The sequence below is a fragment of the Microbacterium sp. NPDC055683 genome, from assembly GCF_053617895.1.
Window position 1 is genome coordinate 1 of record NZ_JBSHGQ010000018.1, and the last position, 25,284, is coordinate 25,284.

Annotated in this window: 23 protein-coding genes; 8 read left to right on the forward strand and 15 right to left on the reverse strand. The window is 69.7% G+C overall.

Translation table 11 applies throughout. The features are described from left to right. Window positions 1–97: 97 nt before the first annotated feature. Window positions 98–5,884, reverse strand: a complete 5,787-nt coding sequence (locus ACWGPF_RS08715) for a DUF7927 domain-containing protein (RefSeq protein ID WP_452332452.1) — start codon at window positions 5,882–5,884, stop codon at window positions 98–100. A gap of 40 nt (window positions 5,885–5,924) precedes the next feature. Further along, window positions 5,925–6,755 carry a GntR family transcriptional regulator gene (locus ACWGPF_RS08720; protein WP_452332453.1) on the reverse strand — a complete coding sequence of 277 codons (831 nt, stop codon included), beginning with the start codon at window positions 6,753–6,755 and terminating at the stop codon, window positions 5,925–5,927. Between the two features lie 79 nt (window positions 6,756–6,834). Between ACWGPF_RS08720 and ACWGPF_RS08725 the strand changes: the two genes are divergently transcribed. Next, window positions 6,835–7,047 (forward strand): hypothetical protein, encoded by a 213-nt coding sequence (locus ACWGPF_RS08725; protein ID WP_452332454.1) that lies wholly within the window; start codon window positions 6,835–6,837, stop codon window positions 7,045–7,047. Between the two features lie 131 nt (window positions 7,048–7,178). Continuing rightward, window positions 7,179–8,147 (forward strand): hypothetical protein, encoded by a 969-nt coding sequence (locus tag ACWGPF_RS08730; protein ID WP_452332455.1) that lies wholly within the window; start codon window positions 7,179–7,181, stop codon window positions 8,145–8,147. 110 nt (window positions 8,148–8,257) lie between these two features. Here ACWGPF_RS08730 and ACWGPF_RS08735 read toward each other — a convergent pair whose 3' ends face one another. The 4 genes from ACWGPF_RS08735 to ACWGPF_RS08750 all read right to left on the reverse strand — a co-directional run bounded on the left by ACWGPF_RS08735 (window position 8,258) and on the right by ACWGPF_RS08750 (window position 10,324). After that, window positions 8,258–9,289 carry an AraC-like ligand-binding domain-containing protein gene (locus tag ACWGPF_RS08735; protein ID WP_452332456.1) on the reverse strand — a complete coding sequence of 344 codons (1,032 nt, stop codon included), beginning with the start codon at window positions 9,287–9,289 and terminating at the stop codon, window positions 8,258–8,260. 135 nt (window positions 9,290–9,424) lie between these two features. Continuing rightward, on the reverse strand, window positions 9,425–9,640 hold the full coding sequence (locus ACWGPF_RS08740) for a DUF2945 domain-containing protein (RefSeq protein WP_452332457.1): 216 nt from the start codon (window positions 9,638–9,640) through the stop codon (window positions 9,425–9,427). Window positions 9,641–9,650: 10 nt separating this feature from the next. Further along, window positions 9,651–9,980, reverse strand: a complete 330-nt coding sequence (locus ACWGPF_RS08745) for a hypothetical protein (RefSeq protein ID WP_452332458.1) — start codon at window positions 9,978–9,980, stop codon at window positions 9,651–9,653. Beyond that, window positions 9,977–10,324, reverse strand: a complete 348-nt coding sequence (locus tag ACWGPF_RS08750) for a DUF7882 family protein (protein WP_452332459.1) — start codon at window positions 10,322–10,324, stop codon at window positions 9,977–9,979. The genes ACWGPF_RS08745 and ACWGPF_RS08750 overlap by 4 nt, the downstream gene beginning before the upstream one ends. 123 nt (window positions 10,325–10,447) lie before the next feature. On the opposite strand from ACWGPF_RS08750, the gene ACWGPF_RS08755 reads away from it, so the two are divergent. Further along, window positions 10,448–10,957 carry a MarR family winged helix-turn-helix transcriptional regulator gene (locus tag ACWGPF_RS08755; protein WP_452332460.1) on the forward strand — a complete coding sequence of 170 codons (510 nt, stop codon included), beginning with the start codon at window positions 10,448–10,450 and terminating at the stop codon, window positions 10,955–10,957. Here ACWGPF_RS08755 and ACWGPF_RS08760 read toward each other — a convergent pair. Beyond that, entirely contained in the window at window positions 10,946–11,389 is a 444-nt protein-coding gene (locus tag ACWGPF_RS08760; protein ID WP_452332461.1) for a MarR family winged helix-turn-helix transcriptional regulator, read from the reverse strand. The genes ACWGPF_RS08755 and ACWGPF_RS08760 overlap by 12 nt on opposite strands. A gap of 136 nt (window positions 11,390–11,525) precedes the next feature. Between ACWGPF_RS08760 and ACWGPF_RS08765 the strand changes: the two genes are divergently transcribed. Both ACWGPF_RS08765 and ACWGPF_RS08770 read left to right on the forward strand, forming a co-directional pair. Beyond that, a complete protein-coding gene (locus ACWGPF_RS08765) occupies window positions 11,526–11,774 on the forward strand; it encodes a hypothetical protein (RefSeq protein WP_452332462.1) in 249 nt (82 codons plus the stop codon). Then, entirely contained in the window at window positions 11,758–12,270 is a 513-nt protein-coding gene (locus tag ACWGPF_RS08770; RefSeq protein ID WP_452332463.1) for a MarR family winged helix-turn-helix transcriptional regulator, read from the forward strand. The genes ACWGPF_RS08765 and ACWGPF_RS08770 overlap by 17 nt, the downstream gene beginning before the upstream one ends. Window positions 12,271–12,432: 162 nt before the next feature. On the opposite strand, the gene ACWGPF_RS08775 is transcribed toward ACWGPF_RS08770, so the two are convergent. The 7 genes from ACWGPF_RS08775 to ACWGPF_RS08805 all read right to left on the reverse strand — a co-directional run bounded on the left by ACWGPF_RS08775 (window position 12,433) and on the right by ACWGPF_RS08805 (window position 21,486). Next, complete coding sequence (locus ACWGPF_RS08775) at window positions 12,433–13,065, reverse strand: VanZ family protein (RefSeq protein WP_452332464.1); 633 nt, start codon at window positions 13,063–13,065, stop codon at window positions 12,433–12,435. A gap of 613 nt (window positions 13,066–13,678) precedes the next feature. Then, complete coding sequence (locus ACWGPF_RS08780) at window positions 13,679–14,509, reverse strand: aldo/keto reductase (RefSeq protein ID WP_452332465.1); 831 nt, start codon at window positions 14,507–14,509, stop codon at window positions 13,679–13,681. A 128-nt stretch (window positions 14,510–14,637) separates the two neighbouring features. Continuing rightward, a complete protein-coding gene (tuf, locus tag ACWGPF_RS08785; RefSeq protein WP_345439059.1) occupies window positions 14,638–15,831 on the reverse strand; it encodes an elongation factor Tu in 1,194 nt (397 codons plus the stop codon). Between the two features lie 162 nt (window positions 15,832–15,993). Continuing rightward, window positions 15,994–18,108, reverse strand: a complete 2,115-nt coding sequence (gene fusA, locus ACWGPF_RS08790) for an elongation factor G (RefSeq protein WP_345439057.1) — start codon at window positions 18,106–18,108, stop codon at window positions 15,994–15,996. Between the two features lie 88 nt (window positions 18,109–18,196). Next, the gene (gene rpsG, locus ACWGPF_RS08795; RefSeq protein WP_156242096.1) at window positions 18,197–18,667 is read right to left on the reverse strand and encodes a 30S ribosomal protein S7; all 471 of its coding nucleotides are present in this window, start codon (window positions 18,665–18,667) and stop codon (window positions 18,197–18,199) included. Between the two features lie 5 nt (window positions 18,668–18,672). Continuing rightward, complete coding sequence (rpsL, locus tag ACWGPF_RS08800) at window positions 18,673–19,041, reverse strand: 30S ribosomal protein S12 (protein ID WP_018171438.1); 369 nt, start codon at window positions 19,039–19,041, stop codon at window positions 18,673–18,675. Between the two features lie 285 nt (window positions 19,042–19,326). Then, complete coding sequence (locus tag ACWGPF_RS08805; protein ID WP_452332466.1) at window positions 19,327–21,486, reverse strand: hypothetical protein; 2,160 nt, start codon at window positions 21,484–21,486, stop codon at window positions 19,327–19,329. Between the two features lie 153 nt (window positions 21,487–21,639). Between ACWGPF_RS08805 and ACWGPF_RS08810 the strand changes: the two genes are divergently transcribed. After that, window positions 21,640–22,035: an META domain-containing protein gene (locus ACWGPF_RS08810; protein WP_452332467.1), complete on the forward strand. Its 396-nt coding sequence runs from the start codon at window positions 21,640–21,642 to the stop codon at window positions 22,033–22,035. A 67-nt stretch (window positions 22,036–22,102) separates the two neighbouring features. Here the strand turns inward: ACWGPF_RS08810 and ACWGPF_RS08815 are convergent, their stop codons facing one another. Next, complete coding sequence (locus ACWGPF_RS08815; protein ID WP_452332468.1) at window positions 22,103–22,756, reverse strand: spermidine/putrescine ABC transporter substrate-binding protein; 654 nt, start codon at window positions 22,754–22,756, stop codon at window positions 22,103–22,105. Window positions 22,757–22,985: 229 nt separating this feature from the next. Here ACWGPF_RS08815 and ACWGPF_RS08820 point away from each other — a divergent pair, with 229 nt between their 5' ends. Together ACWGPF_RS08820 and ACWGPF_RS08825 are read left to right on the forward strand one after the other, a co-directional pair. After that, window positions 22,986–23,948: an alpha/beta hydrolase gene (locus tag ACWGPF_RS08820; RefSeq protein ID WP_452332469.1), complete on the forward strand. Its 963-nt coding sequence runs from the start codon at window positions 22,986–22,988 to the stop codon at window positions 23,946–23,948. 14 nt (window positions 23,949–23,962) lie between these two features. Continuing rightward, window positions 23,963–25,282, forward strand: a complete 1,320-nt coding sequence (locus tag ACWGPF_RS08825; protein WP_452332470.1) for a Wzz/FepE/Etk N-terminal domain-containing protein — start codon at window positions 23,963–23,965, stop codon at window positions 25,280–25,282. Window positions 25,283–25,284: the final 2 nt, after the last annotated feature.

The following is a 25,284-nucleotide window of genomic DNA, read 5'->3' on the forward strand; positions in this document are numbered from 1 at the left end:
GCCCCTCGTCATGCGGGGCGCTCCCCAGCGCGCGGACCGAGTGGTCTTCCCGCGCGTCCGGCGCCGCCTGGACAGAGGCGGCGCCGAACGGGTCTCATCAGCGGATGGCGGCCTCCTCCTCGTCGCGCTTGCGGCGCGCGATCACGAGGAACGCGCCTCCCGCCAGCAGCGCCAGCACGGCACCGCCGATCGCGAACCCGGCGATCGTGCCACCGGTGGCGTTCAGCCCCGGCTGCGGGGGAACGGCCGGCTGGGCCGGGGTCGACGGCGTCGGCTGACCCGGGTCCGAAGGCACCGGCTGCGCCGGCTCCGTCGGCGTCGGGGTCGGCTGCGCCGGCTCCGTCGGGCTCGGGGTCGGCTGCGCCGGCTCCGTCGGGCTCGGGGTCGGCTGCGCCGGCTCCGTCGGCGTCGGGGTGGGAGTCGGCTCGGGGTCGACCGGCGGGTTCACCGGATTCTCCGTGCACAGCGGGTTCTCCGCGTCGCACTCGGCCGGCGGCTCCACGCCCTCCGGAGCGAGGAAGTTCACCAGGTGGTGGTCTCCCTGCTCCTCGAAGTCGCCGACGATCACCGAGTACGTGACCGTGCCCGTCTCGCCCGGCTGCACCGTGCCCGTGATGGCGAGCACGCCATCCGTCGGACCCGACGCCTCCAGCCCCTCGCTCGCGACGACATCACCCGTCAGGGCTGCGTCATCGAGAACTCCCGTGAGGGTGTCGACGTAGTCGACCGTGGCCGGAGCCGCCCCCACGTTCTCGAACGAGAGAGTGTAGGTCAGCTCGTCGCCGGCCTCCACCGTCGTCCCCGACGCCGGATCGACCGTCTTCGACGGAACGAGGTGCGGCACGGGGTTGTAGGTGCAGTCCGCGTCGCCCGGCTCGCAGTCCCCCGGGTTCTCCGGAGTTTCGGCACCCGGCTCGAGGAGGAAGTTCGCCAGCGCGGCGTCACCGAGCTCGCCCTCCGCCTTCACCGTCACCGTGTACGTCACCGTCACCAGCTGTCCAGGCTCCAGCGAACCCATCACCGAGAACCGACCGTCCTCGATCTCCGACACCGACAGCGCCGGATCGGACGACGTCGGCTGCACCGTGACATCCGCATCATCGAGCACGTGCGTCAGATCATCGACCCGATCCACGACACCCGCCGCCTCGCCCACGTTCTCGAACGTCAGCGTGTACGTCAGCTCCTGACCCGGCACCGCCACCGAACCCGACTCCGGATCCACCGACTTGTGGTCGATGACGTCGGGAACGGGGTTGTAGGTGCAGTCCTCGTCGCCAGGCTCGCAGTCGCCCGGGTTCTCCGGGGTGTCCGTACCGGGATCGAGGAGGAAGTTGGCCAGCGCCCGGTCGCCCAGGCTGCCCGCCTCCTTCACGACGACCGTGTAGGTCACCTGCACGGCCTGGCCGGGGGCGAGCTCACCCGTGATCGAGAATCGCCCGCCCTCGATCGTCGACACCGCGAGAGCGGCGTCCGACGAGGTCGGCTGCACCGTGACATCCGCGTCGTCGAGCACGTGTGTCAGGTCATCGACCCGATCGACGGCCACGGGCGCGGCGCCGGTGTTCTCGAAGCGGAGCGTGTAAGTGAGGGCTTCACCGGGCTCCACCTGCGTTCCCGACTCCGGGTTGACTGTCTTCGAGTCCTCGAGGCGCGGCACCGGATTGGAGGTGCAGTCCTCATCGCCCGGCTCGCAGTCACCCGGGTTCTCCGGGGTGTCCGTACCGGGATCGAGGAGGAAGTTCGCCAGCGCGGCGTCACCGAGCTCGCCTTCCGCGTTCACGGTCACCGTGTACGTGACCGTGACCGTCTGCCCGGGTGCCAGCGTGCCCGTGATCGAGAACCTGCCTTCCTCGACATCCGAGACCGTCAGCGCCGGGTCGGACGACTCGGGCTGCGTGGTGATCTCGGCGTCATCGAGCACGTGGGTGAGGTCATCGACCCGGTCCACGTCGGCCGGCGCCTGGCCGGTGTTCGAGAACGTCAGGGTGTAGACGAGCTCCTGTCCCGGCTCGACGGCCGTACCCGACTCCGGTGCCACCGACTTCGCGTCGACGAGGTTCGGTACGGGGTTCGAGGTGCAGTCCTCATCGCCCGGCTCGCAGTCGCCCGGAGGCGGCGTGTCGGTACCGGGGTCGAGGAGGAAGTTCGCGAGCAGCTTGTCACCCAGATCAGCAGCGTCCTTCACGACGACCGTGTAGGTCACTGTGACCGTCTGTCCGGGAGCGAGCTCGCCGGCGATCGAGAATCGACCGTCCTCGATCTCCGACACCGACAGCGCCGGATCGGACGAAGTCGGCTGCACCGTGACGTCGGCGTCGTCGAGCACGTGGGTCAGGTCATCGACCCGATCCACTGCCACGGGTGCGGCACCCGTGCTCTCGAACGTCAACGTGTAGGTGAGGGCACGGCCCGGCTCGACCGTCGTCCCCGAGTCGGGGTTGACCGTCTTCGAGTCCTCGAGGCGGGGTACCGGGTTGTAGGTGCAGTCCGCGTCGCCAGGCTCGCAGTCCCCCGGGTTCTCCGGAGTTTCGGCACCCGGGTCGAGGAGGAAGTTCGCCAGCGCGGCGTCACCGAGCTCGCCCTCCGCCTTCACCGTCACCGTGTACGTCACCGTCACCAGCTGTCCAGGCTCCAGCGAACCCGTCACCGAGAAACGACCACCCTCGATGTCCGACACCGACAGCGCCGGATCGGACGACGTCGGCTGAACCGTGACATCCGCATCGTCGAGCACGTGCGTCAGGTCATCGACCCGATCCACGACACCCGCCGCCTCGCCCACGTTCTCGAACGTCAGCGTGTACGTCAGCTCCTGACCCGGCACCGCCACCGAACCCGACTCCGGATCCACCGACTTCGCGTCCTGGATGTTCGGAAGAGGTGTGACGGTGCACTGGTCGCTCTCGACGCACTCGGCCGGGGGCTCCTCGCCGGGAGCCACGAGGAAGTTGTCTGCAGAGTTGTTCCCTCGTGCATCCTCGTCGTTGACGGCCACCGTGTAGACCACGGTCGCCGTCTCGCCGGCTGCGAGCTCGCCGCCGATCTGGAAGCGCCCGTCCGCGATCTCCGTCACCGTGACCGATCCCGTGTCCGACACCGGCTGCTCCAGGACCGTGGCGTCATCGAGCACGTCCGTCAGGACGTCCTCACGCGAGACCGGGACCGTCGCCGTTCCCGTGCTCTCGATCGTCACCGTGTACGTCAGCACCGTTCCCGCGCCCACCGGCGTCTCCGACGCCTCGACGCTCTTGCTGTACTCCACGGCCGCGATCGGCGTCGTCGTGCAATCCGGGCGCTCGCTGTCGTCCGTGCACTCCGGTGTCGCCGGGGGCTCCTCCTCGGGAGCGAGCAGGAAGTTCGCCGCGATGTCGTCGCCGCGCTCACCATCGGGCTTCACGGTGAGTGTGTAGGTCACCGTCAGGGTCTCCCCCGCGGGCACCTCTCCGGTGATCGCGATCTCGTCACCCGAGCGCACCGCGGTCAGACCCGCGTCCGCCACCGGCTCCGAGGTCACGTCGGCATCATCGAGCACGTGCACGAGATGGTCGATCTCGCTGACCGTGGCCGCCGCCGTCCCGGTGTTCTCGAAGTGCAGCGTGTAGGTCAGCACCGAACCGGCCACCACGGGGTCGTCCGATGCTGCCACGCTCTTCCACGAGTCCAGACGCGCACCCGGGATGCTCACCGTGTCGCACGGTTCTGCACCCGCCGCGACCTCCGACGCCGGGACGCACGCGAGGTTGTTGAGCTCCGTGTTCCCCGCCGCCGTGTAGGTCACGGTGTACGTGATCGTTGCGGAGTCGTTCGCGTCGAGTGCGCCCGCCCACGACAGCTCGTCGCCATCGACCGTCGCCACGCCCGTCGAGGCGGTGACATTCGCCTCGTCGAGGGTCGCATCGTCGAGAACGTCCGACAGATCGTCTGTGAACGACGCCGGCTCGGCATCCGTGTATGCGCCCGGTCCCGGGTTCGTCACCGTGATCGAGTACGTCACCTGCTCACCCACCGCCGGCAGATCGGTTCGGTCGGCGGACTTCTCGATCACGAGCTTGGGCAGCAGGTACTCGTTCTCCGCGCACGGCTCGCCCGTGGCCGGATCCGTCCCCTCCTCGGACGCAGGATCGCACGCCGGCGTCACCGGGTTCTCCGGGTCCGCTGGGGACCATGCCACGTTGCGCACCTCGCCGTCGCCACCCGCCTTGAGCGTCACCGAGTACTGGATGACGACGACGTCGCCCACCGGCAGCTCGCCCGCCCACGACAGCAGCGGAGAAGCGAACGACGGAGCCGCCCCCTCGGACGCAGTCGCACCGCCGTTGTAGTCCGCATCGTCGAGCACACCCGACAGGTCGTCGAACACCACCGCGGGGTTCTCCGACGTGAAGTCGCCCGTGCCGACGTTCGTCGCCGTGACGGTGTAGTTCACCACATCACCCGGACGGGAGTCCGACGTCGCGTCCGACACCTTGGTGATCTCGAGTTCGGGCGTCGAGTAGAACTCCACCTGCGCCTCACCCGGCGGGTTCAGGCCCACGAGACTCGTGATGTTGTCGGCATTGTTCGTGTAGACCACCGGCGACGGCTCCGCACCCTGCGGGGTGTCCGACGTCACATCGACGGTGATCGTGCACGACACCTCGCCAGCGGCGAGATTGCCGTCGGTGATCACGATGTCGGTCGCGCCCGCGGCCGCCGTCGTCGTCGCATCGCACGACCCGCCGATGTTCGGCGTGTCAGCGACGACGAGGCCGGCAGGAAGGGAGTCTGTGAACGACCATCCCGACTTCGCCGCGAGCTCCGACGTGTTCGTGACCGTGAACGTCAGGGTCGACGACTGGTTGACCGGCACATCCGGGATGCCATTCGGAATCGCGTTGCCACCCGAGAACGACTTGTCCAGCTGCGGGGTCGCGTCGAGGATGCGGATGTTGTCAAACGCGGCGTCGTTTCCGACGCCGGAGCCGTTCGCGTTGCGCATGATCACGCCGAGCGAGGCACCGGAGAAGAGAACGGATCCATCCGACGACTTGCTCGTGACGTTCGCCGCGCCCGCCGGGATCTCGCCGACGGCCGGAGTGAGCACAGGAGTCCCGTCCGTGCAGGCGTTGATCGTGCCGCCGACGGGAATCTCGTTTCCGCCCGCTTCGACGAGGGCGAAGTTGTACAGGGGTGCGGACGCACCGCAGTTCAGCGCAGCCGTGTTCACGCTGAACGTGATGAAGCGGCCTGTCGCTGCGGGCAGCGCGATCGGGCTCTCCGTGGCGAACTCGATCTTGTTCGCACCGGGGTCGTCATTGTGCGTGTACGCGGTCACCGCGTTGTTCGTCTCGGGCGTGGCCTGACCGTTGAACGAGCCGAGCGCGTAGGCGAGCTGACGCATGTTGTTGTAAGCGGTCTGGTTACCGCCCGTACCCGTCACGTACGGCTGGCAGCTGTTCAGCGGTGGGTTCGTGAGGGCGCTGTTGGGACTCAGCGGGGTGAGCACGACGCCGTTGCAGTTGCGCAGCCAGGCCTCGTCGGCCACGTACGTGTTGCCCTCGGTGCTGGTGTAGTCCAGCAGGGAGATCGGGGTGCTGTCCGTGCCGTTGCCGAAGTTCTCGTCGTACAGAACCTCGGGATCCGACGGCGTCCCCGGCTGACCGGCCACCATGGGCGCGATGCCTCCGCCGATGAGCGTATTCGCCGCAGCCGACACGGGGGCCGCGGTCGCGGCTGCCGGCACGGATGCCGCGCCGACGCCCGTGACGAGACCCGCGACGAGGACGAGCGCCGTCGAGGCGGCGATGCCCCTCCCGGGCGTGAGGAGGCGGCGCGGACGTCGGCCATCCTCTCGTGATGCACTCCAGCGCGCGAACGCACCGGAACGTGATGGTCGAGACATGGTCCTCCCCTTGGATCCGTTCAGGTCACTCAGATACTTCTCAGGCCGATATCCCGGCGGGAGCTTTGGCGCTCTTCGCGGGAAGGCCCGTCCCGATCTGCGGTACGGGCTCGCCGCGATCGCCCCCCGCCGGACGGAGACCGGCGAGAGCTGCCGCCGCATCATCGGCTCGCTGCCCCGCCACCGCCTCGCCGAGCGCGTCGACGCCTTCGCCGCGCAGACCCGCTCGCAGGTGATGGCGGATCGTCAGATCGGCATCGCGCCAGAAGGCAAGGATCAGGGGGTTGTCGACGACCGCCGCCGCCTCGGCGACCAGTTGACGGGTGGCGGCAAAGCGGGCCACCTCATCCGCGGCATCGATCATCCGCTGCGCCGCGTCCTCGACGCGCGCCCGCCCGCCCGCGGAGAGCGACGGCATCCCCAGGCGGAGCATCGCGCCGTCGGCGAAAACGGAGAGCTCCGCCGCACGTGAGATCGAGAGCTCCGTCGGAGTCGCCACGACCGACCACCTACTCGGTTCGACATCTACCAGATGAAGCCTCTGGAGCCGCATGAGCGCTTCGCGCACCGGCTGACGCGAGACCCCCAGACGCGCGCTGATGTCGTCGAGGTGGAGCCGAGCACCCGGCGCAGGGTCGCCCCGGAGGATATCGTGCGCGATGCGCGTCAGCGCGGCATCCGCGAGCGTCGACTTGACGAGCGTGACGCGATCGGTGTGCATGGTGGTTCCGTTCCGCGCGACGGACGTCGCGCTCATCGGAGAGACCTCGGGACTTCCGCCGCGTGACGCGACGGTTGCGGTATGGCCGTGACTGCGGCAGAACCCGTCCGTCGTTGCGGGGTGCGAGCGCGCCGCGAGTTCGGCCGTCATATGCCGCAGTCCCCGCCGCAGTGCGTCGTCGCCTCGATGTTGCGGGGATCGTGTGGGTCGATAGCAGAAGGAGGCCGCCATGAGGAGATGGCTGAGTGCGACCTACCGTGCCGATCTCGAGTCGCTGGAAGGGCTCGTGAGCGCCGCCGATCATGCCGAGCTCGTCCGCCGCGCCGAGCAGGTACAGCAGGTGCGCGAATACGCCATCGCGACGGATGAGGAGCTGGATCGCGCGATCCAGCGCTACGTCGATTTCCGCGCGCGGGCTGTGCTCCGAGGTGCGTCGTCCTGATTCGGCACGCGGGTGCCGCGCTCTGCGCCACGTTCCGCCGCGATCGTCGCCGCCTCGTGAGATGTGGCACGAATGTGCGTCTCATCGCTAGAGGCCGCCCGACGAGCCGCCTCAGGGAGGAGCCAATCCGGATGGCCGCAGCACGACAGACCCTCACGATCCCCGCGGATGGCGACCTGCACGTCGCGACATCGGGCGTCGCGGGAAGCACGCTCATCCCGACGATGACAGGCGCCCGAACCGCCGCCGCTCTCACTTCGGACGACGCCGTCTTCGACGGTCGCGGGCGCGCCGTGCGCATCCGCCGCGTGCACGCGGCGGAAGAGGTCGATGGGCTCGAGATCGCCCTGTCGACGGGCGAGGAGATCGTGGTCGCCAGCGGCCAGCGGTGGACGACGGAGACGCTGCGCGACCGAGCGCACTCGCACGAGGGCCAGCCGATCGTGTCGAAGACCGCCCACGCGCGAGTCTGGAAGCCATCGGCGCACGCCCTGGCGCGCACGACCCGCGAGATCGCCGACACGCTCGCCGTGGAGGCGCTCCACAACCACACGATCGCGCTCGCGCCGCCGCTCGTGCTTCCGGACGCCGAAATCGAGGGCACGCCGTACGCGCTCGGTGCGCGCCTGGGGCGGGCCGCGCTCGACGCGCGCGTCGGATCCTCACGTGTGCCGCTCGCCATCCGCCGGGGCAGTGCGCGCCAGCGCGCCCGGCTGCTCGCGGGAGTGCTCGACACGCAGCCGCATTCGCTCGGGCCGGACGGCATGACCATCGCGACGGTCGACAAGACCCTCGCAGGCGACCTGCGCGAGCTCGTGGCCTCGCTCGGGTACCGCTCGACGCTCGAGCGTCGAAGCGTCCGGGGAACGAGGACGCCCGTATGGGCGGTCGCCTTCCTCACCGCCGACGACGTCTACGGCACGGGGGAGACCAGAGAAGCCCACCGTCGCTGGAAACGGGCGACCACGGCCCCCGTCCCGACGCACCGCTACATCGTCGCCGCGCGCCCCATAGGGCGGACGAGCGTCGTCCGTTTCGAGGTCGACGGGCCATCCGACACCGTGCTGCTGGGACGCACGTTCGTGCCCGCGCTCCTCTGACCGGAGTGAGGCGCCGTCCAGCCCGTGTTGGGGTTCGACGACCGGACGGCGCCTCCCGCGCCCCCCTGAAGACGCGGACCGCGAGCATCGCTCGAACGGACGACGCCACGCTAGTGCGACGCAGCCGCGGCACCGCCGGACGAGCGTGATGCGCGGCATGATTCGTCCGGAAGTGCGTCAGTGGCCCCTGTTGCCCGGACCTCCGTCGGCGTCATTCCCACGATCGCCCTGAGCGCGCGGTACGCCGCATCGGCGGAACCGAATCCGCACTCCGCCGCGAGCACCGGGAAGGGCTCGCGCGAACCGCGCAGCTCCGCCGCGAGCGCCGTCGTTCGACGTCGACGGATGCGCTGGGCGATCGTCTCCGGTTCCCCGTCGAACAGGCGCGCGAGGTGCCGCGGACTCACCGGCACACTTCTCGCGATCCCTTCCGCGGTGAGCCGGGGATCGCGATACCGGCGGTCGACGAACCCGCGCGCTCGCGCGCGGATCTCCTCCGCGGGGTCGACGGCCTCACGTCGCCGTCCCGATGCGTGCGCAAGCGCGCGGACGATGCCGACGACGGCGCGCGCGAGGTGCTCCGACTCGACGGTGTTGTCGTCCGGCGCCGTTTGAGCGAGCGCGGTGAGCATCGCCCGGAACATGCCGCCTGCCGCCGACGGCGCGAGCGGATTCGAGGCGGGCAGGATTCCGCCGCATTCCATCTGCAGCAGCCTCGTCGGAACCACCACCGTGAGGTGGCGCGACGGCCCGTCGAAGGCTGCCGCGAACGGCTCCGACATGCGGATCACGACGATCTGCCCCGCCTCGACATCGAGGCGGTGCGTCGCCGTCGACAGTTCGAGCGTGCCTTCGACGATGTACGACACCCGCACGACGTCGACGGGGAAGAGCGCGACGTGACCCGCGGTGCGCTCCACCCGGAACGCCGACGAGGCGCAGATCTCCTCGACGGCGATCTGCTCGAGGGGGACCGACAGCACCCGCGCACGGAAGAGATGCGGCTCAGGAGCATCCGCGGTCGTCGCGATGGACAGCTGGTCCAAGCCCGCCTGGCCGGCGAAGCGGAACACCGTGGGCCGGCCGCGTGCGCCGGCGAAGGTGATGCCGAGGTCATGCAGTGCGTGGACGGGGCGCTTCATGACACGGCCTCCCTCGCACGCGCGACTCTGTCGCAAGGAATTCGGAACCGAGCGCGGGACGGATGGGTCTCCACGTCGTGAGCCATCAGATCGCGTGACGTTGATTCCCCGGAAGCTGCTTCCCTCCGCCCGCGCCTAGCCAGGGAGGCGCCGCAACGCCGACCGCTTGTGCGCGGCTTTGGCGCCCGTGAGCTCGGACTTCACGATGTACGCCGGATCATCCCGCGATGCCCGGAACCGCTGACCGGCGAACGTGAAGTCGCTCACGCGGCGATGCACGACCTCTCCGCGCGTCCTCCCCTGCGAGGTGTCCCAGCTCACGCGATCGCCGGGAGCGAGCTCGTCGGCCACGTCGGTGCTCTCAGGCGTCCGCGGCGAAGGCGAGCGACGTGGCAGCCGCGAGCAGCGCCATCCCCGTCGCCGCGCCGGCCGCGATCAGCGCGCGGGGTGAGCGCCGAGCAGGACGCAGCCCCGTCTCCCCCGATCCCACGGCTTCGACGGCCGCCTTGGCCTCCGTGATGTCGTCGAAGTCGCCGACGTGCGTCGACCACCGGTCGAACGCGAGGTGACGCCCATCCGACGAGGTGTCGATGAATCCGACGAACTCGCCCTTGCGCCCCGCGACGTGGAACCCGCTGTCGACCGTGCTCCAGGTCGTGTGCCCGGGTTCGACCGGCGCCGGCGCGCTCACGCCGCCCTCGCCATCTCGACGCGGCTCTCGGCGATCGCGCGCTCCATGTCGGCGAGCGCCTCGGACGAGAGATCCATGCCGCGATTCGAGTTGGCCGCCTCGACGAGACGCACCAGGATGTCGCGATCGATCGAGCCGGCGTCCGCGTCGTCCAGGACGATCCGCAGCGGGATCGAGGAGTGCACCCAGATCGTCTCGCGAACGGGCTCGCCGTCGTGCTTCCACGAGATGGAGAACGACTCGCCGCGACGCAGCTTCGTCAGCACGACCGACTGCACGTGAGCGAGCAGCCGGTCCTCCATCTCGATGGCCTGCTCGGTCATCCCGTAGAACATCTTGCCCATGAGGTCCTCCTGCTGCCGATCGAAGGCGACCCGAGCGGGCCGTCCCTCACAACTTTACTAGTCAAACTAATCACTTTTCAACCTAGTAATCAGTTTGAGTAGCTTTCGGCTACGATGTGCTCCATGACCGATCCGCGCTCGCACGAGGTGTCGTCGTTCTGGTACGGCACCGGGGTCGACGAGCGCGCCGCCGCGAGCGTGCTGCAAGCGCTTCGCGCGTATCGAGCGGCGGAGATGGAGCTGCGCCGCAGGACCCGGGCGTCCATGGGGATGAGCGACAACGAGATGCTCGTCGTCGGGCTCGCCACGCGCAGGGCGCGGGCGGGTCGGGAGCTGCAACCGCGCGATGTCGCACGCGAGCTCGGACTGACGACCGCCTCGGTCACGGGGCTCCTCGACAAGCTGGAGCGCTCCGGGCACATCCGCCGGGAGCCGCACCCCACAGACCGACGGCGACTCTGCATCCTCCCCACCCCGCTGAGCGACACAGACGTCCGAGCGTCGCTCGGGACCATCCACGAGCGGATGATGAGCGTGGCCCGGACCCTGCCGCCCGCCGACGCCGCGGTCGTGACGGAGTTCCTGCGGCGCATGTCCTCCGCGATCGCCGACGCCTCCCCCTCAGCGGCCTGACAACTCCGGCTGCCACGCGGCGTCGACCTCGTCGACCACCCGGCGGAGGAATCGCGCGACGACCGCCCGCTCGCCATCCGTCAGCGCGCCGGCCGCGCGAGCGACGCCACCCGACACCGGATCGCCCGCTCCGCCCGCGCCGTCGAGGGGGACGACGAACTTCGACCGGCGATCCGCGGGGTTCGCACGGAGAGCGACCTGCCCGCCCGCCTCGAGGCGGCGCAAGAGGGCGGTGACGGATGCGCTGCTCACCTGCAGGCGCTCGGCGAGCTCGGTCGGCGTCAGATCCCGCCGCTCGACCGCCGCTTCCACGACCACACGGATGGCCGCGAGGTCGAGATCGCCGAGCGCCCGAGAGGCTTGACGACGGCGCGACAGCCGCGCCTCAGCCTGCCGCAGATCCTGGATGGCGCGCACGACGTCGTCGGTCATGTCGCCTCCTCCCGGTCCGCCTCCGGCTACCTTACTAGACGAACTTGCTACAAGCCTGTCGAAACACAACCCGATCGGGTCTTTCCTGCGGCCCGGGGATGAGAAGCTAGGAGGACGCTCCTGCGAGAGGAATGACATGTCGGACACCTTCGCCGCCCATCCGGCCGGCTATGTGCTGTATCACGACATGATCCAGCGCCTCTCCGCCAGATTCCCCGAGGTGCCGCTGTGGCGGATCGAAGCCATCGCGTACTCGGAGAACGAGGCTATGACAGGGGGGCTCCTCCACGTCGTACCCGAAGGCGTCGAGCACGGAACGGCAGAACGGCTGGGAGGCCCCGCCTCCCCTGTGCAGGAAGCGAACGCGCATGGCGCCGAAGACTGAATCGACCGCATCCGGCTACTGGTACCCCGACGGCGAAGGCGCCACCACCGTCGACGTGCTGAACCTCCTTCGCCGATACCGCTCCGCCGAGACCGCGATGCGTGCGCGCACGAGGGCGTCGATGCGGATGAACGAGACCGACCTCGTCGCCCTGCGGCATCTGCTGCGCGAGCAGCGTGCGGGCCGTGCCGTGCGCCCCGTCGACCTCGCCCGCGTGCTCGACATCTCGACGGCCTCGGTGACGGCGCTCATCGACCGCCTCGAGCGGGATGGCCATGCGCGCCGCGCTCCGCATCCCACCGACCGGCGTGCGGGAGTCGTCGTGCCGACTGCGGAGAGCGATGCCGAGGTGCGCCAGACCCTCGGCCCCATGCACCAGCGCATGCTCGCGCTCGTCGACGGCCTCACCGAGAAGGAGCGCGCGGTCGTCGCGCGCTTCCTCGCCGGGATGGCCGACGCCGTCGGCGAGGCCGCCGACGGCGACCAGGCGTCGTAGGGCGTCGGGGCGGGGACGTCGTCGCCGCGAATCGCGGCAAGGGCGCCTCGGGTCCGACCGCGAATCGCGGCACGAGCGCTGGCGTCGCCGCGAATCGCGGCAAAAGCGCCTCGCGTCGCCGCGAATCGCGGCAACAGTACCCCGCGTCCCCCGCGGATCGCGTCAGAAGCGAAGGCGCTCCGTGGGGGCGTCGCTCGGGTCCTGCCATGCCGGCTGCTCGAACACGCGCGTCGCGGTGTCGTACTCGCGGGCTGCGGGTGCCTGCTTTCCCGGGAGCGGATGCTGCCGGGCGCGGATGATCTCCGCGTCGCGCTCCCAGATGGCGCGCGCAATGACCCGGCGGTCGCGCGCGTAGATCATCGCCCGCATCGTCATCGCGAGCAGCAGGCCAAGGTATCCCCCGGTCGTGTTCGCGAACACGTCGAGGATGCTGGACACGCGCGATTCGAGGGCTGTGGCCTGCGTGAACTCGATGAAACCGGAGTAGCCCGGCACGAGGAACAGTGCGAGCCACCAGCCGCGGCGCGGGAGGGCCAGGCCGAGGAAGAACCCGAGCGGCACGAACATGCCGATGTTGGCGGTGAATTCGATCTCGTCGAAGCCGAAGCTCTCGGGGATGCCGAAGCGGTGGAGCACCGCGAGCACCCGGTCGGCGATGCCGCCGAACTCAAGGTCGCTCGGCGAGGGCCACAGCGTGACGACGGCGATGAACCCCGCATAGACGGCGAGGAGCAGCGTCGCGACCCACAGGCGGGCACGGCTGCGCGGCGGCTTGCGGCCGAGGACGTCGGTCATGCGGTTCCTCCTTCGAGCGGTGCATCGACCCTAGCCCGCCGACCCTGTGGATCCCCGGATGCCCCCGGCCATCCCGCCCGCCCCGCCGTCCCCACCGGCCCGATGACCGGCACGCACCACCCGCCATCCACCGTGCCGGGAATCGGACCAACGGTGCAGGTGTCGCCTCCCGGGACCGACACGCGCACACCGTCCCCATCGGCCCGAGGTCGACACGCACCGCCATCCACCCGCCCGTGCCGGGATTCGGTCCAGCGGTGCAGGTGCTGCCTCCCGAGGCCGACACGCGCACACTGTCCCCACCGTCCCGCCGGCCGGCACGCGCCGCCAGCCATCCGCCGTGCCGGGATTCGGTCCAGCGGTGCAGGTGCTGCCTCCCGAGGCCGACACGCGCACATCGCCCCCGCCGCTCCGACGACCGACACACCCGCCCCACCGTCCCGCCTGCAGGCACGCACCGCCATCCACCCGCCGTACCCGGAATCGGACCAGCGGCGCGCGTGTCGCCTCCCGAGGCCGACACGCGCACACCCGCCCCACCGGCCCGACGACCGGCACACACAGCGAGCCGACCCAGGGGCTGCCCGGTCGGCATCCCGCCGGCGGCCGCTCCCTAGAACTCCTCGTACTCGGACGGGTCCTGGTCGGCGAGGCGGCCATCCGCGCGCCCGAGCGCGGTGATCGCGCCGATCTCCGACTCATCCAGCTGCACGTCGAGCGCGCCGAGGTTCTCGACCTGGCGCTCGTCGCTCGCGGCCTTCGGGATGGGGATGGCGCCGCGCCCGATGGCCCACGCGAGAACCGTCTGCCCCGGTGTCGCGTCATGCGCCTGCGCGATCTCCGTGATCACAGGGTTCTCGAGCAGGTCGTTGCCGCGCCCGAGCGGGCTCCAGGCCTCCGTGAGGATGCCGTGCTCGGCATCGAAACGCAGCTGATCCTCCTGCGGGAAGTACGGATGCAGCTCGATCTGGTTGACCTCGGGCAGCACGCCGGTCTCGCGCTCGAGCCGCTCGAGGTGCTCCGGCAGGAAGTTGCACACGCCGATCGCGCCGACGAGTCCTCGCTCCTTCGCCTCGATGAGCGCACCCCACGCCTCGACGTAGCGGTCGGTCTTCGGATTCGGCCAGTGGATGAGCAGGAGGTCGATGCGTCCGAGCCGGTAGGCGCTCTCCTCGATGGTCTCGAGCGCCTCGTCCCTGGCGTGGTGCCGGCCGGGGAGCTTCGTGGTGACGACGAGGTCGTCGCGGCGCTCGGCCCTGCGGGCGACCGCCTCTCCGACGGTGCCCTCGTTCTCGTAGTTGAACGCCGAGTCGATGAGCGTGTACCCCTTGTCGACCGCTCGGACGATGGCATCCGCGCCCGCACTCCCCTTCAGCCGGTAGGTGCCGAAGCCGAGCACCGGGAGTTCGAGACCGTCGTGCGCTGTCCAGGTGGGAATCGTCATGCCCCCTTTCCTACGCGCTTCCTCCGACCATCCGCAAAGCCTTGACGGATGGGAGCGGATGGCACCGGACATGCGAAAGCGGGGCCGCCCCGAAGGGCGACCCCGCTTCTCAAGCAGGTTCGGAGAACTTACTTGATGATCTTCGTGACCGTGCCGGCGCCGACGGTGCGGCCACCCTCACGGATCGCGTAGCCGAGGCCCTCTTCCATGGCGATGGGCTGGATGAGCTCCACCGTCATGTCCGTGGTGTCACCGGGCATGACCATCTCGGTGCCCTCGGGCAGCGTGATGACGCCGGTCACGTCCGTGGTGCGGAAGTAGAACTGCGGGCGGTAGTTCGTGTAGAAGGGGTTGTGACGGCCACCCTCGTCCTTGGAGAGGATGTACGCGGTGCCCTCGAAGTTCGTGTGAGGGGTGACCGAGCCCGGCTTCACGACGACCTGGCCGCGCTCGACGTCCTCGCGCTTGAGGCCACGGAGCAGGAGACCGCAGTTCTCGCCGGCCCACGCCTCGTCGAGCTGCTTGTGGAACATCTCGATACCGGTGACCGTGGTCTTCTGCGTCGCGCGGATGCCGACGATCTCGACCTCGGAGTTGATCGCGAGCGTGCCACGCTCGGCGCGGCCCGTGACGACCGTTCCACGACCGGTGATCGTGAACACGTCCTCGATCGGCATGAGGAACGGCTTGTCCTTGTCGCGCACCGGGTCCGGGATGGACTCGTCGACGGCGTCCATGAGCTCGACGATCTTCTCGGTCCACTCGGCGTCGCCCTCGAGAGCCTTGAGGCCCGAGACGCGGACGACGGGCGCGTTGTCGCCGTCGAAGTCCTGCGACGAGAGGAGCTCGCGGACCTCGAGCTCGACGAGCTCCAGGATCTCCTCGTCGTCCACCATGTCGGACTTGTTCAGCGCGACGAGCAGGTAGGGCACGCCGACCTGCTTGGCGAGCAGCACGTGCTCACGCGTCTGAGCCATGGGACCGTCGGTCGCGGCGACCACGAGGATCGCGCCGTCCATCTGGGCGGCACCGGTGATCATGTTCTTGATGTAGTCGGCGTGACCCGGCGCGTCGACGTGAGCGTAGTGACGCTTGGGCGTCTCGTACTCGACGTGCGAGATGTTGATCGTGATGCCGCGCTGGCGCTCCTCAGGAGCCGAGTCGATCGACGAGAAGTCACGCTGCACGTTGGTCGCCGACGGGTACTTGTCGGCGAGCACCTTCGAGATCGCCGCGGTGAGCGTCGTCTTGCCGTGGTCGACGTGACCGATCGTTCCGATGTTCACGTGCGGCTTGGTCCGCTCGAACTTGGCCTTAGCCACTGGGTCCTCCTCAGGACGGTCGTGTAGCGATCACGGGCGCTGGATTGCGACCGGATCTCTACGGGGATGTTTCACAGTCTAGTAGAGACTCGTTATGAAGTTTTGGGGTGCCGGGGCCGGCTGCGCAGCCGGCCCCGGCGAGCCGTCGGGGCTCAGGCGGTGTTACTCGCCCTTGCCCTTCTGGATGATCTCGTCGGCCACGGCCTTGGGGACCTCGGCGTAGCTGTCGAACTCCATGGAGTAGACGGCGCGACCCGACGTCTTCGAGCGCAGGTCGCCGATGTAGCCGAACATGCTCGACAGCGGGACGAGGGCCTTGACGACCTTGACGCCCTGCGCGTCCTCCATCGACTGCACCTGGCCGCGACGCGAGTTCAGGTCGCCGATGACGTCGCCCATGTACTCCTCGGGCGTGCGCACCTCGACCGCCATGAGCGGCTCGAGGATGACGGGGTTCGCCTTGCGGACGGCCTCCTTGAAGCCCATGGAGCCCGCGATCTTGAACGCCATCTCGGACGAGTCGACGTCGTGCGACGCGCCGTCGATGAGGATGGCCTTCACGCCGACCATGGGGTAGCCGGCGACGACGCCCACGTTCATCGCGTCCTGGAAGCCCTGGTTGGTGGGCTCGATGTACTCGCGCGGGATGCGGCCACCGGTGACCTTGTTCTCGAACTCGTACGTCTTGTCCGCCGTGACCTCGAGCGGCTCGAGCGCGAACTGGATCTTCGCGAACTGGCCGGAGCCACCGGTCTGCTTCTTGTGCGTGTAGTCGTGGCGCTCGACCGTCTTGCGGATGGTCTCGCGGTACGCGACCTGGGGCTTGCCCACGTTCGCCTCGACCTTGAACTCGCGCTTCATGCGGTCCACGAGGATGTCGAGGTGCAGCTCGCCCATGCCCTTGACGACGGTCTGACCGGTCTCGGCGTTGTTCTCGACGCGGAACGTCGGGTCCTCTTCCGCGAGCTTCTGGATCGCGAGACCCAGCTTCTCCTGGTCGGCCTTCGTCTTGGGCTCGATCGCGACCTCGATGACGGGCTCGGGGAACGTCATCGACTCGAGCACGACCTGGTTGGCCGGGTCGCTGAGCGTGTCGCCCGTCGTCGTGTCCTTGAGGCCGATGACGGCGTAGATGTGACCGGCGGTGACCGAGTCGACCGGGTTCTCCTTGTTGGCGTGCATCTGGAAGATCTTCCCGATGCGCTCCTTCTTGCCCTTGGTCGAGTTGACGACCTGCGCACCCGAGTCGAGGTGACCCGAGTAGACGCGGATGTAGGTCAGACGGCCGAAGAACGGGTGCGAGACGACCTTGAACGCGAGCGCCGTGAAGGGCTCGTCGCGGTCGGCGTGACGGGGGATGACCGTCTCCTCGTTCTTCGGGTCGTGCGCCTCGATGGCGGGCACGTCGAGCGGCGAGGGGAGGTAGTCGACGACGGCGTCGAGCATGGGCTGCACGCCGCGGTTCTTGAACGCCGAGCCGCAGAGGACGGGGTAGACCTCGCTGGCGATCGTCATCTTGCGGATGGCGCCCTTGATCTCGTCGACCGTGAGCTCCTCACCGCCGAAGAACTTCTCGAGGAGCTCGTCGTCGCTCTCGGCGACGGTCTCGAGGAGCTGCTGGCGGTACTCCGCCGCCTTGTCGGCGAGGTCGGCCGGGATCTCCTGGATCTCGTACTTGGCGCCCATGGTCACGTCGCCCTTGGCGTCGCCGGGCCACACGAGGGCGCGCATCTCGACGAGGTCGATGACGCCGATGAAGTCGTTCTCCGCGCCGATCGGCAGCTGCAGCACGAGCGGCTTGGCCTTCAGGCGGTTGACGATGGTGTCGACCGTGAAGTAGAAGTCGGCGCCGAGCTTGTCCATCTTGTTGACGAAGCAGATGCGCGGGACGTCGTACTTGTCGGCCTGGCGCCACACCGTCTCGGACTGGGGCTCCACGCCCTCCTTGCCGTCGAACACGGCGACCGCGCCGTCGAGGACGCGGAGCGAACGCTCCACCTCGACCGTGAAGTCCACGTGGCCGGGGGTGTCGATGATGTTGATCTGGTTGTTGTCCCAGAAGCACGTCACGGCAGCAGACGTGATCGTGATGCCACGCTCCTGCTCCTGCTCCATCCAGTCGGTCGTCGCAGCACCGTCGTGCGTCTCGCCGATCTTGTGGTTGACGCCCGTGTAGAACAGGATGCGCTCGGTCGTCGTGGTCTTACCGGCATCGATGTGCGCCATGATGCCGATGTTGCGGACCTTCTTGAGGTCGGTGAGCACGTCTTGTGCCACTTGCGTTCTTCCTTACGTGTGGAGAGGGAGTCGAGCAGGAAGCCGGTCCCGGATGCCCGGGGCATCCGGGACCGGCTCGGGGCGCTACTTACCAGCGGTAGTGCGCGAAGGCACGGTTCGACTCGGCCATCTTGTGCGTGTCCTCGCGGCGCTTGACCGCGGCACCGAGGCCGTTCGAGGCGTCGAGGATCTCGTTCATGAGACGCTCGGTCATCGTCTTCTCACGACGACCCTTCGCGTAGCTCACGAGCCAGCGGAGGGCGAGCGTGTTGGCGCGGTGCGGCTTGACCTCGACCGGCACCTGGTAGGTCGAGCCACCGACGCGGCGGCTGCGGACCTCGAGCGTGGGGCGCACGTTGTCGAGCGCCTTCTTCAGCGTGGCGACAGCGTCCTGGCCGTTCTTCGCGGCCACGCCCTCGAGGGCGGTGTAGACGATGTTCTCGGCGATCGACTTCTTGCCGTCGACGAGGATCTTGTTGACCAGCTGCGTGACGATCGGGGCGCCGTAGACCGGGTCGTTGACGACGGGGCGCTTGGGGGCCGGACCCTTACGAGGCATCTAACTCAACCCTTCTTCGCGCCGTAGCGGCTGCGAGCCTGCTTACGGTTCTTGACGGCCTGGGTGTCGAGCGCACCGCGGACGATCTTGTAGCGCACACCGGGGAGGTCCTTCACACGACCGCCGCGGACGAGCACGAGCGAGTGCTCCTGCAGGTTGTGGCCCTCACCGGGGATGTAGGCCGTGACCTCGGTGCCGTTGCGCAGCTTGACACGGGCGACCTTGCGCATGGCCGAGTTCGGCTTCTTGGGCGTGGTCGTGTAGACGCGGGTGCAGACACCCGCCTGCTGCGGGTTCGCCTTCAGAGCGGGAGCCTTGGTCTTCGAGACCTTCGGCGAGCGCCCCTTGCGAACCAACTGCTGAATAGTTGGCACGATTCTCCTTGTTCGTTGCTGCACGGTGACAGCGCGTGATGTTTCACGTGAGCCCGCCCCCGCTCCGATTCGGAGCGGCACTGCGGCGGACATGCCGTGGGGGTGGCCTGTTCGCAGACCCGTCCCATGTGTGGATGCACGCACGCAGGCGCGTGCACGCACACCCGTCCCATGATACGTGCCGTAACACAACCGGTCAAACGCGACCGTCGCCACGCCGCACACGACGACGGGGCGCCCCTCGAGAGGGACGCCCCGTCGTGTCGCGTCAGTGCGCGAGCGGGATCAGCGCTGCGACCTCACCTGGCGCACGCGGGCGAGGACGACCACTCCGCCGGCGAGGAGCACGAAGCCGAAGCCGAGGGCGATCGGCGCCATGCCGCCGAAGTCGGCACCCGTGGGAGCGAGGCTGTCGTCACCCGGGTCGGCCGGCTGCTCGGGGGCACCGGGCGTCGTCGGGGTCGGGCTCGGCGTGGCCGAGGGCGACTCGGCCGGCTGCTCGGGCTGCTCGGGGGCGACGGGAGCCGCCGCGACCGAGATCGCGACCGACGCGTCGTCGCTCGCGACGCCGTCGACCGTCTGACGCGCCGTCAGCTGGTGCGTGCCGACCGGCAGCTGGCCGTCGAGCTGGATGGTCCAGACGCCCGCCTCCACCGTGGCCGTGCCGGCGGACTCGCCGTTCACGAACAGCTCGACCGACGCGCCGTCGATGCCGGAGCCGGTGATCGAGGTGATGGCCTCACCCTCCGTGTAGCTCGCGCCGTCGACCGGGTTGATGAACGCCGGGGCGGCGGGCTTGGGGGCGCCGACCGCGAACGTGATCTCGACCTTGTCGGACGTCTTGCCGTTGACCGTCTGCTGCGCGGCGACCGTGTAGCTCTTCGGCTCGGCGAGCTCGACCTCGTACGACCAGTTGCCGTCCGCGTCGGACTTGACCGCACCGGTCACGTCGCCCGACAGGGTGACCTCGGTGTTCGGGGCCGCCACGCCGGTGATGGCGGTGACGGGCTCGGAGAAGCTCTCGCCGGCCTTCGGCGACACGATCTCGGGAGCGGTCGGGAAGACCTGCACGTCGAACGAGGAGACCTCGGAGACGTTGTAGCCCTCGCCGTTCACGCGGAACCAGATCGTGTAGTCGCCGGGGGTGGCCGGGCCCTGGATGGTCCAGTTGCCCTCGCCGTCGATCGGCGCCGTCGCGCTCTGCGAGAAGTCGACCTCGCCGCCCTGCGGCACGAAGGCGTACTCGAGCTCCTGACCGGCCTGGCCGGTGCCGGAGATCTCGCCGTTCCACGCGATGTTCGCGCCGTTCTCCTGCGAGGTGACCTCGGCGGGGGCGACGAACAGCTTGACGGAGTAGCCGTCGGTGGCCGCGAGACCCGTCTGCAGGTCGTGCGCCCACATGAACTCCTCGACGACGCCGCCGCCGGACTCCGTGATCGTGACCGAGCCGGTCACGACGCCGACGGCCTTCTCGCCGCTGATGACGGTGCCGCCCGAGTCGCCGTGGTCGACCGTGTTGGTGGTCGCGAAGCCCTTGACGAGGTGGCCCTCGATCGAGACGTAGCCGCCGTAGACGATGGCCCCGGCCTCGACGCCGTACTGCGTCTCGGTCGCCTCGCCCGTGCTCACGCCCGTGGTGCGGCCGGAGCGGAGGATCGGGTCGCCGATCTCGGCGGTGCCCACGCTCGTCACGCGCGTCGCGAGCGACGCGGAGAGGTCCTCGGGGGTCGTCCAGTCGGTGACGCCGGGAAGCAGGTCGAGCTCGGTGTTCGTCACGTCGACGACCGCGATGTCGAGTGCGTCGTTCACGTCGCCGGCGGAGTTGCCCGCGCCGCCGAACTGGCCGAACGCGAGCGTGCCGAGCTCGGCGAGCAGCGACGGCTGCGTGCCGCCCGCGGCGTCGTCGTCGGCGGGGGTGGTCAGGTACACGTCGCTGAGCGTCGTGCCGTCGAGGTCGGTGCAGTGGCCGGCCGTGATGATCGCGGGGTCACCCGAGGGGGTGTAGCCCGTGAAGCCGATCGAGCACGTCGCGCCCTGGTCCGAGTTCGGAGCGAACAGGCCGATGCCGGCGCCGCCCACGACGTCGGTCGAGGCGAGCGCCTCGGGCAGCTGGTCCTCGGTCACCGGAACGATCGTGACGTTGCGGAACGTGTCGGCCAGCTCGGCCGCGTCGGTCGAGGCCGAGACGCTGAACGGCTTCGCCGTCGCCTCGGTCTCCGACGCGAGCTGCTGCACGATGATGTTGCCGCTCTCGTCGTAGAGCACCGCCTTGACGGTGTCGTCCTCGAAGAACTGCGACGCGAGCTCGTCGAACGCCGCGCCTTCCGTCGGCGCGACTGCGCCCTCTTCGGCGGCCGCCGACGTGACGGCGACGCCGCCGAATGCGAGCGCCGACGCGACGCCGATCGCACCGAGGCGCGCACCGCGCGTGATTGAAGACTTCACCTGTCCCCCAGATCTCGTAGGTCTTTTTCTCACCGAGGTCGCGCGGGCCTGGTGTGCCCGGGTCTCGGTCGGTCGATGGGCCTCTCGGGAGAGACACAGCGAACCCAGAGTAGCCGCACATCTACGATGGTCCGCAAGTCCACATTCACCGACATGGACGGGGGCACCATGCGAAAAGGACCGATCACGGCCGGAGCGGCCCTGCTCTTGACGGGGCTCGCCCTCACCGGATGCGCGACCTCGGCCGGCTCCTCTGCCAGCGCTGCCGCGCTTGTCGGCACCTGGCAGAGCAGCGAGCAGGCGAAGCCGTATCTGACGTTCGAAGAGGACGGCTCGTTCCGCGGAAACGACGGGTGCAACGGCCTGTCGGGCACCTACGACGTCGATGGCGACACCGTGACGCTGACCGCCGTCGCGAGCACGTTGAAGGGCTGCATCGGCGTCGACACCTGGCTCTCGAAGGCTGTCACCGTGAAGGTCGGGACGGCATCCCTCGAGGTCTTCGACCGTTCGGGCGACGCAATCGGCTCGCTCGCCAAGGACGCCTGAGCAGAGCAGCGCTCCGGGCAGTTCTGCCCACGTCGAGAAGCCGGATGAGGGCCTTCGCGCGCGACGGCTACCCTCCCGGCAGCAGGTCGTCGGGACCGAAAGGCGTGTCGAGCGCCTCGGTGAGCTCCGCGAGCATGGCCTCGACCTGCGGCTCGACATGCCGCGCGACGGCCTCCTGGATGCGGAGCCGATGCGCGAGGAGCAGCGAGCACAGCTCGCGGCCGACGAGGTTCGCGTACTCGTCGGCGAGGGCGATCTCGCGGCGGAGCGCCTCCTTGGCCTCGACGGAGAGCGGAGGGAGGCTCGGCACCTCCTCCTCGCCGGCCATCCCCTCGAGCGTGAACAGGAAGGGCGCCCCCGGCACGGGCTCGGGATCGAGGGGAAGACCCTCGTACTCCGGATCGAGGTTCTCGCGCGGGCGATAGGAGCGCGCACGGTTCCGCGCGGACTGCTGGTCGAGCTCGACCTGCAGCAGCGGAAGATTCCTCTCCGTGTAGGAGGCGACCGCTCGATCGACGATCGACTTCATCCGGGTCGAGAGGCCGTGCTGCACGCCGTGCGGGACATCCGCCCCCACTCCCGCGGCCGACAGCACGGGCGACCCGAGGCACCGCCGGCACGGAGCGCCCCTCCCCTTGTAGGTGGCCGGCGTCCACGTCGGCACCCAGCGCAGCCAGGCGTCGACCGCCTGCGTGACCTGGGTGTCGAGCGAACGCTCCATGGGAAAAGAGTACGGCCGCACGGGGTTTCCGCGAGGTGCGCCACGGAGCCGATATCACGGTCGACGGCGCCATCCTGCACTGCCCGGCCCGTGCCCGAGAGGCGTCCCCGGGCAAGCCCGCGGCGTCGCCGGTTGTTTACATGCTCGTCATCGCATGCCGGAATTCCCGTGCATACGATGGCCGCGTGAATCGGACGGCTACGCGGATCGGCGCAGGAGACGGAGGGGCATGAGACGTGCAATCGCAGGCCGCGCCGGAGCGGCGGCCCTGACCGCCGCCCTCGTCGGCACCGCGATCGCCGGGTGCTCGTCTCCGTCCGACCCGACGATTCCCGTCGACTTCGCCGAGCTCGCCGACGATGCCGGCTCCGGCATCGCGACCGAGAACGACATCGCCTATCGCGAGGTCGAGGGCGACCGCCTCCAGATGAACGCGTGCCTCCCGGCGCAGAGCGAGCAGACTGCGCCCGCCGTGCTCCTCCTCCACGGCGGAGGGTTCACGCAGGGCGCCCGCACCGACGAGAGCGTCGCCGGCCTGTGCGTCTGGCTCGCCGAGAGCGGCTACGCGGCCTTCTCCGCGAGCTACCGCCTCGCACCGGAGCACATCTTCCCGGCGCAGGTCGACGACGTCGCGGCCGCCGTCGCGTTCCTGCGCGACCCCGAGACGGCGGAGCGCTTCGCGATCGATCCCACGGCGATCGGCGTGCTCGGGTCGTCGGCCGGGGCCATCCTCGCCCTCGAGACCGCGACCACGGGAGAGGGGGCTCTCGACGCCGGATCGCGCGTGCGCGCCGCCGTCGCCCTCTCCGGGGTCGCCGACATGAGGCCGCAGGCCGCGTCGCTCGGCGAGCCGACCGAGCAGTCGGCGCAGATCATCCTCGACTACCTCGGCTGCACCGAGCTCGCGTCGTGCGACGGCACGGCCGCGTCCGCCATCGCGTCGGTCGACCCGAGCGACCCCGCGGTCTTCCTCGCGGGATCGACGAGGGAGATCGTGCCGGTCGAGCAGAGCCAGGCGATGGCCGACGCCCTCACGGCGGCCGACGTCCCCAACGAGCTGCACGTCGCGCCCGGCGAGGCGCACGGCGCCGCCCTCATGGACGGCGACATGCGCACCTCCGTGCTGTCCTTCCTCCGTTCCTTCCTCGGCGAGCCGACGACGCCTTCGCCGACCAGTTCCTCCCCCGAGTAGAACGGCCGGTGCCCATGCCCCTGAAGCAGATCCAGCGGATCCTCCGACGCAACCTGTGGATCATCGTCGTCGTCACCCTGCTGGGCGGGGCGGTCGGATACGCGCAGGCGAGCACGCAGCCCGACACCTACACGGCGACGTCGCAGACGCTCTTCACCCCCGTGACGTCGTCTGGCCAGGCCGCCGACATGGTCTCGACGAGCGGGCTCATCGGATCTCAGCTGGCGACGTTCGCGGCGCTCGTGGGCACGCCCCTCATCCTCGACCCCGTCATCGACGACCTCGGACTCGGCGCCGACGCCGCCGAGATCGCCGGAACCGTCACGGCGTCGGTCGCGAACACCAACAACATCCTCATCGTCACGGCGACGTCGACGCAGCCGCAGGCCGCGGCGCGACTGGCCGACGCCGTCTCGCAGAGCATCGTCGACGAGGTGCTCAGCGGCGGCGGCGAGACCGAGATGCTGCTGGGCGCGCAGATCCAGGCGGAGCTCGTCGCACCCGGCGAGACCGCCGTCGTCCCCGCAGGGTCGGTCGTCATCATCACGGTACTCGTCGGCGCGGCCGTCGGCTTCGCGATCGCCCTGCTCGTCAGCGGCCTCCGCGCGCAGACCGACCGCCGCGTGCGCACCCGCGACGACGTCCGCCGCGCCGTCGGCGCGGAGCTGCCCGTCGAGGGCGTCGTCCGCGACGGCAGGCTGCTCGTCCGAGAGGCACCGGACGGCCCCGTCGCCGAGGCGAACCGCCGTCTCGTGTCGGAGATCGTCGCCCGTGCCGATGGCGTTCCGTCGCTGCTCGTGACGAGCCCGCGCCCCACGTCGGGGACACCGGCGTCCGCGGCGAACATCGCCGCGGCCATCGCCGAGTCGGGCTCGCGCGTCGTGCTCGTCGACGCCGATCTGCGCACGGGCGAGACGGGCGCCCTGTTCGGGCTCGAGGCCGCGCGCGGACTCAGCACCGTGCTGCAGGGCGGCACCGCGCTGGACGAGGCCGTCGTCGACGGGCCCATCGCGGGGCTGCGCATCCTGCCATCGGGCCCCGCGGCGTCGAATGCATCGGCCCTCATCTCGTCGGGAGCACTCGACACCGTCATGCGCTCCCTCGACGACGCCGCGGATGTGCTCGTCATCGCCGCGCCCGCCGTGCTCGAGCACGCCGACGCGGCGCGCCTCGCCCGCTATGCCGACGGCTCCGTCGTGGTCGTGACGAGCGGGGACGCCGACCGCGGCGAGCTGGCCGAGGCCGCCGACCTGCTCGCGGAGGCGGGGGCAGCACCCGCCGCCGCCGTCATCGCCGACGTGCCGCGCCGCGGCGTGGACGCGGCCTGGCGCTGAGC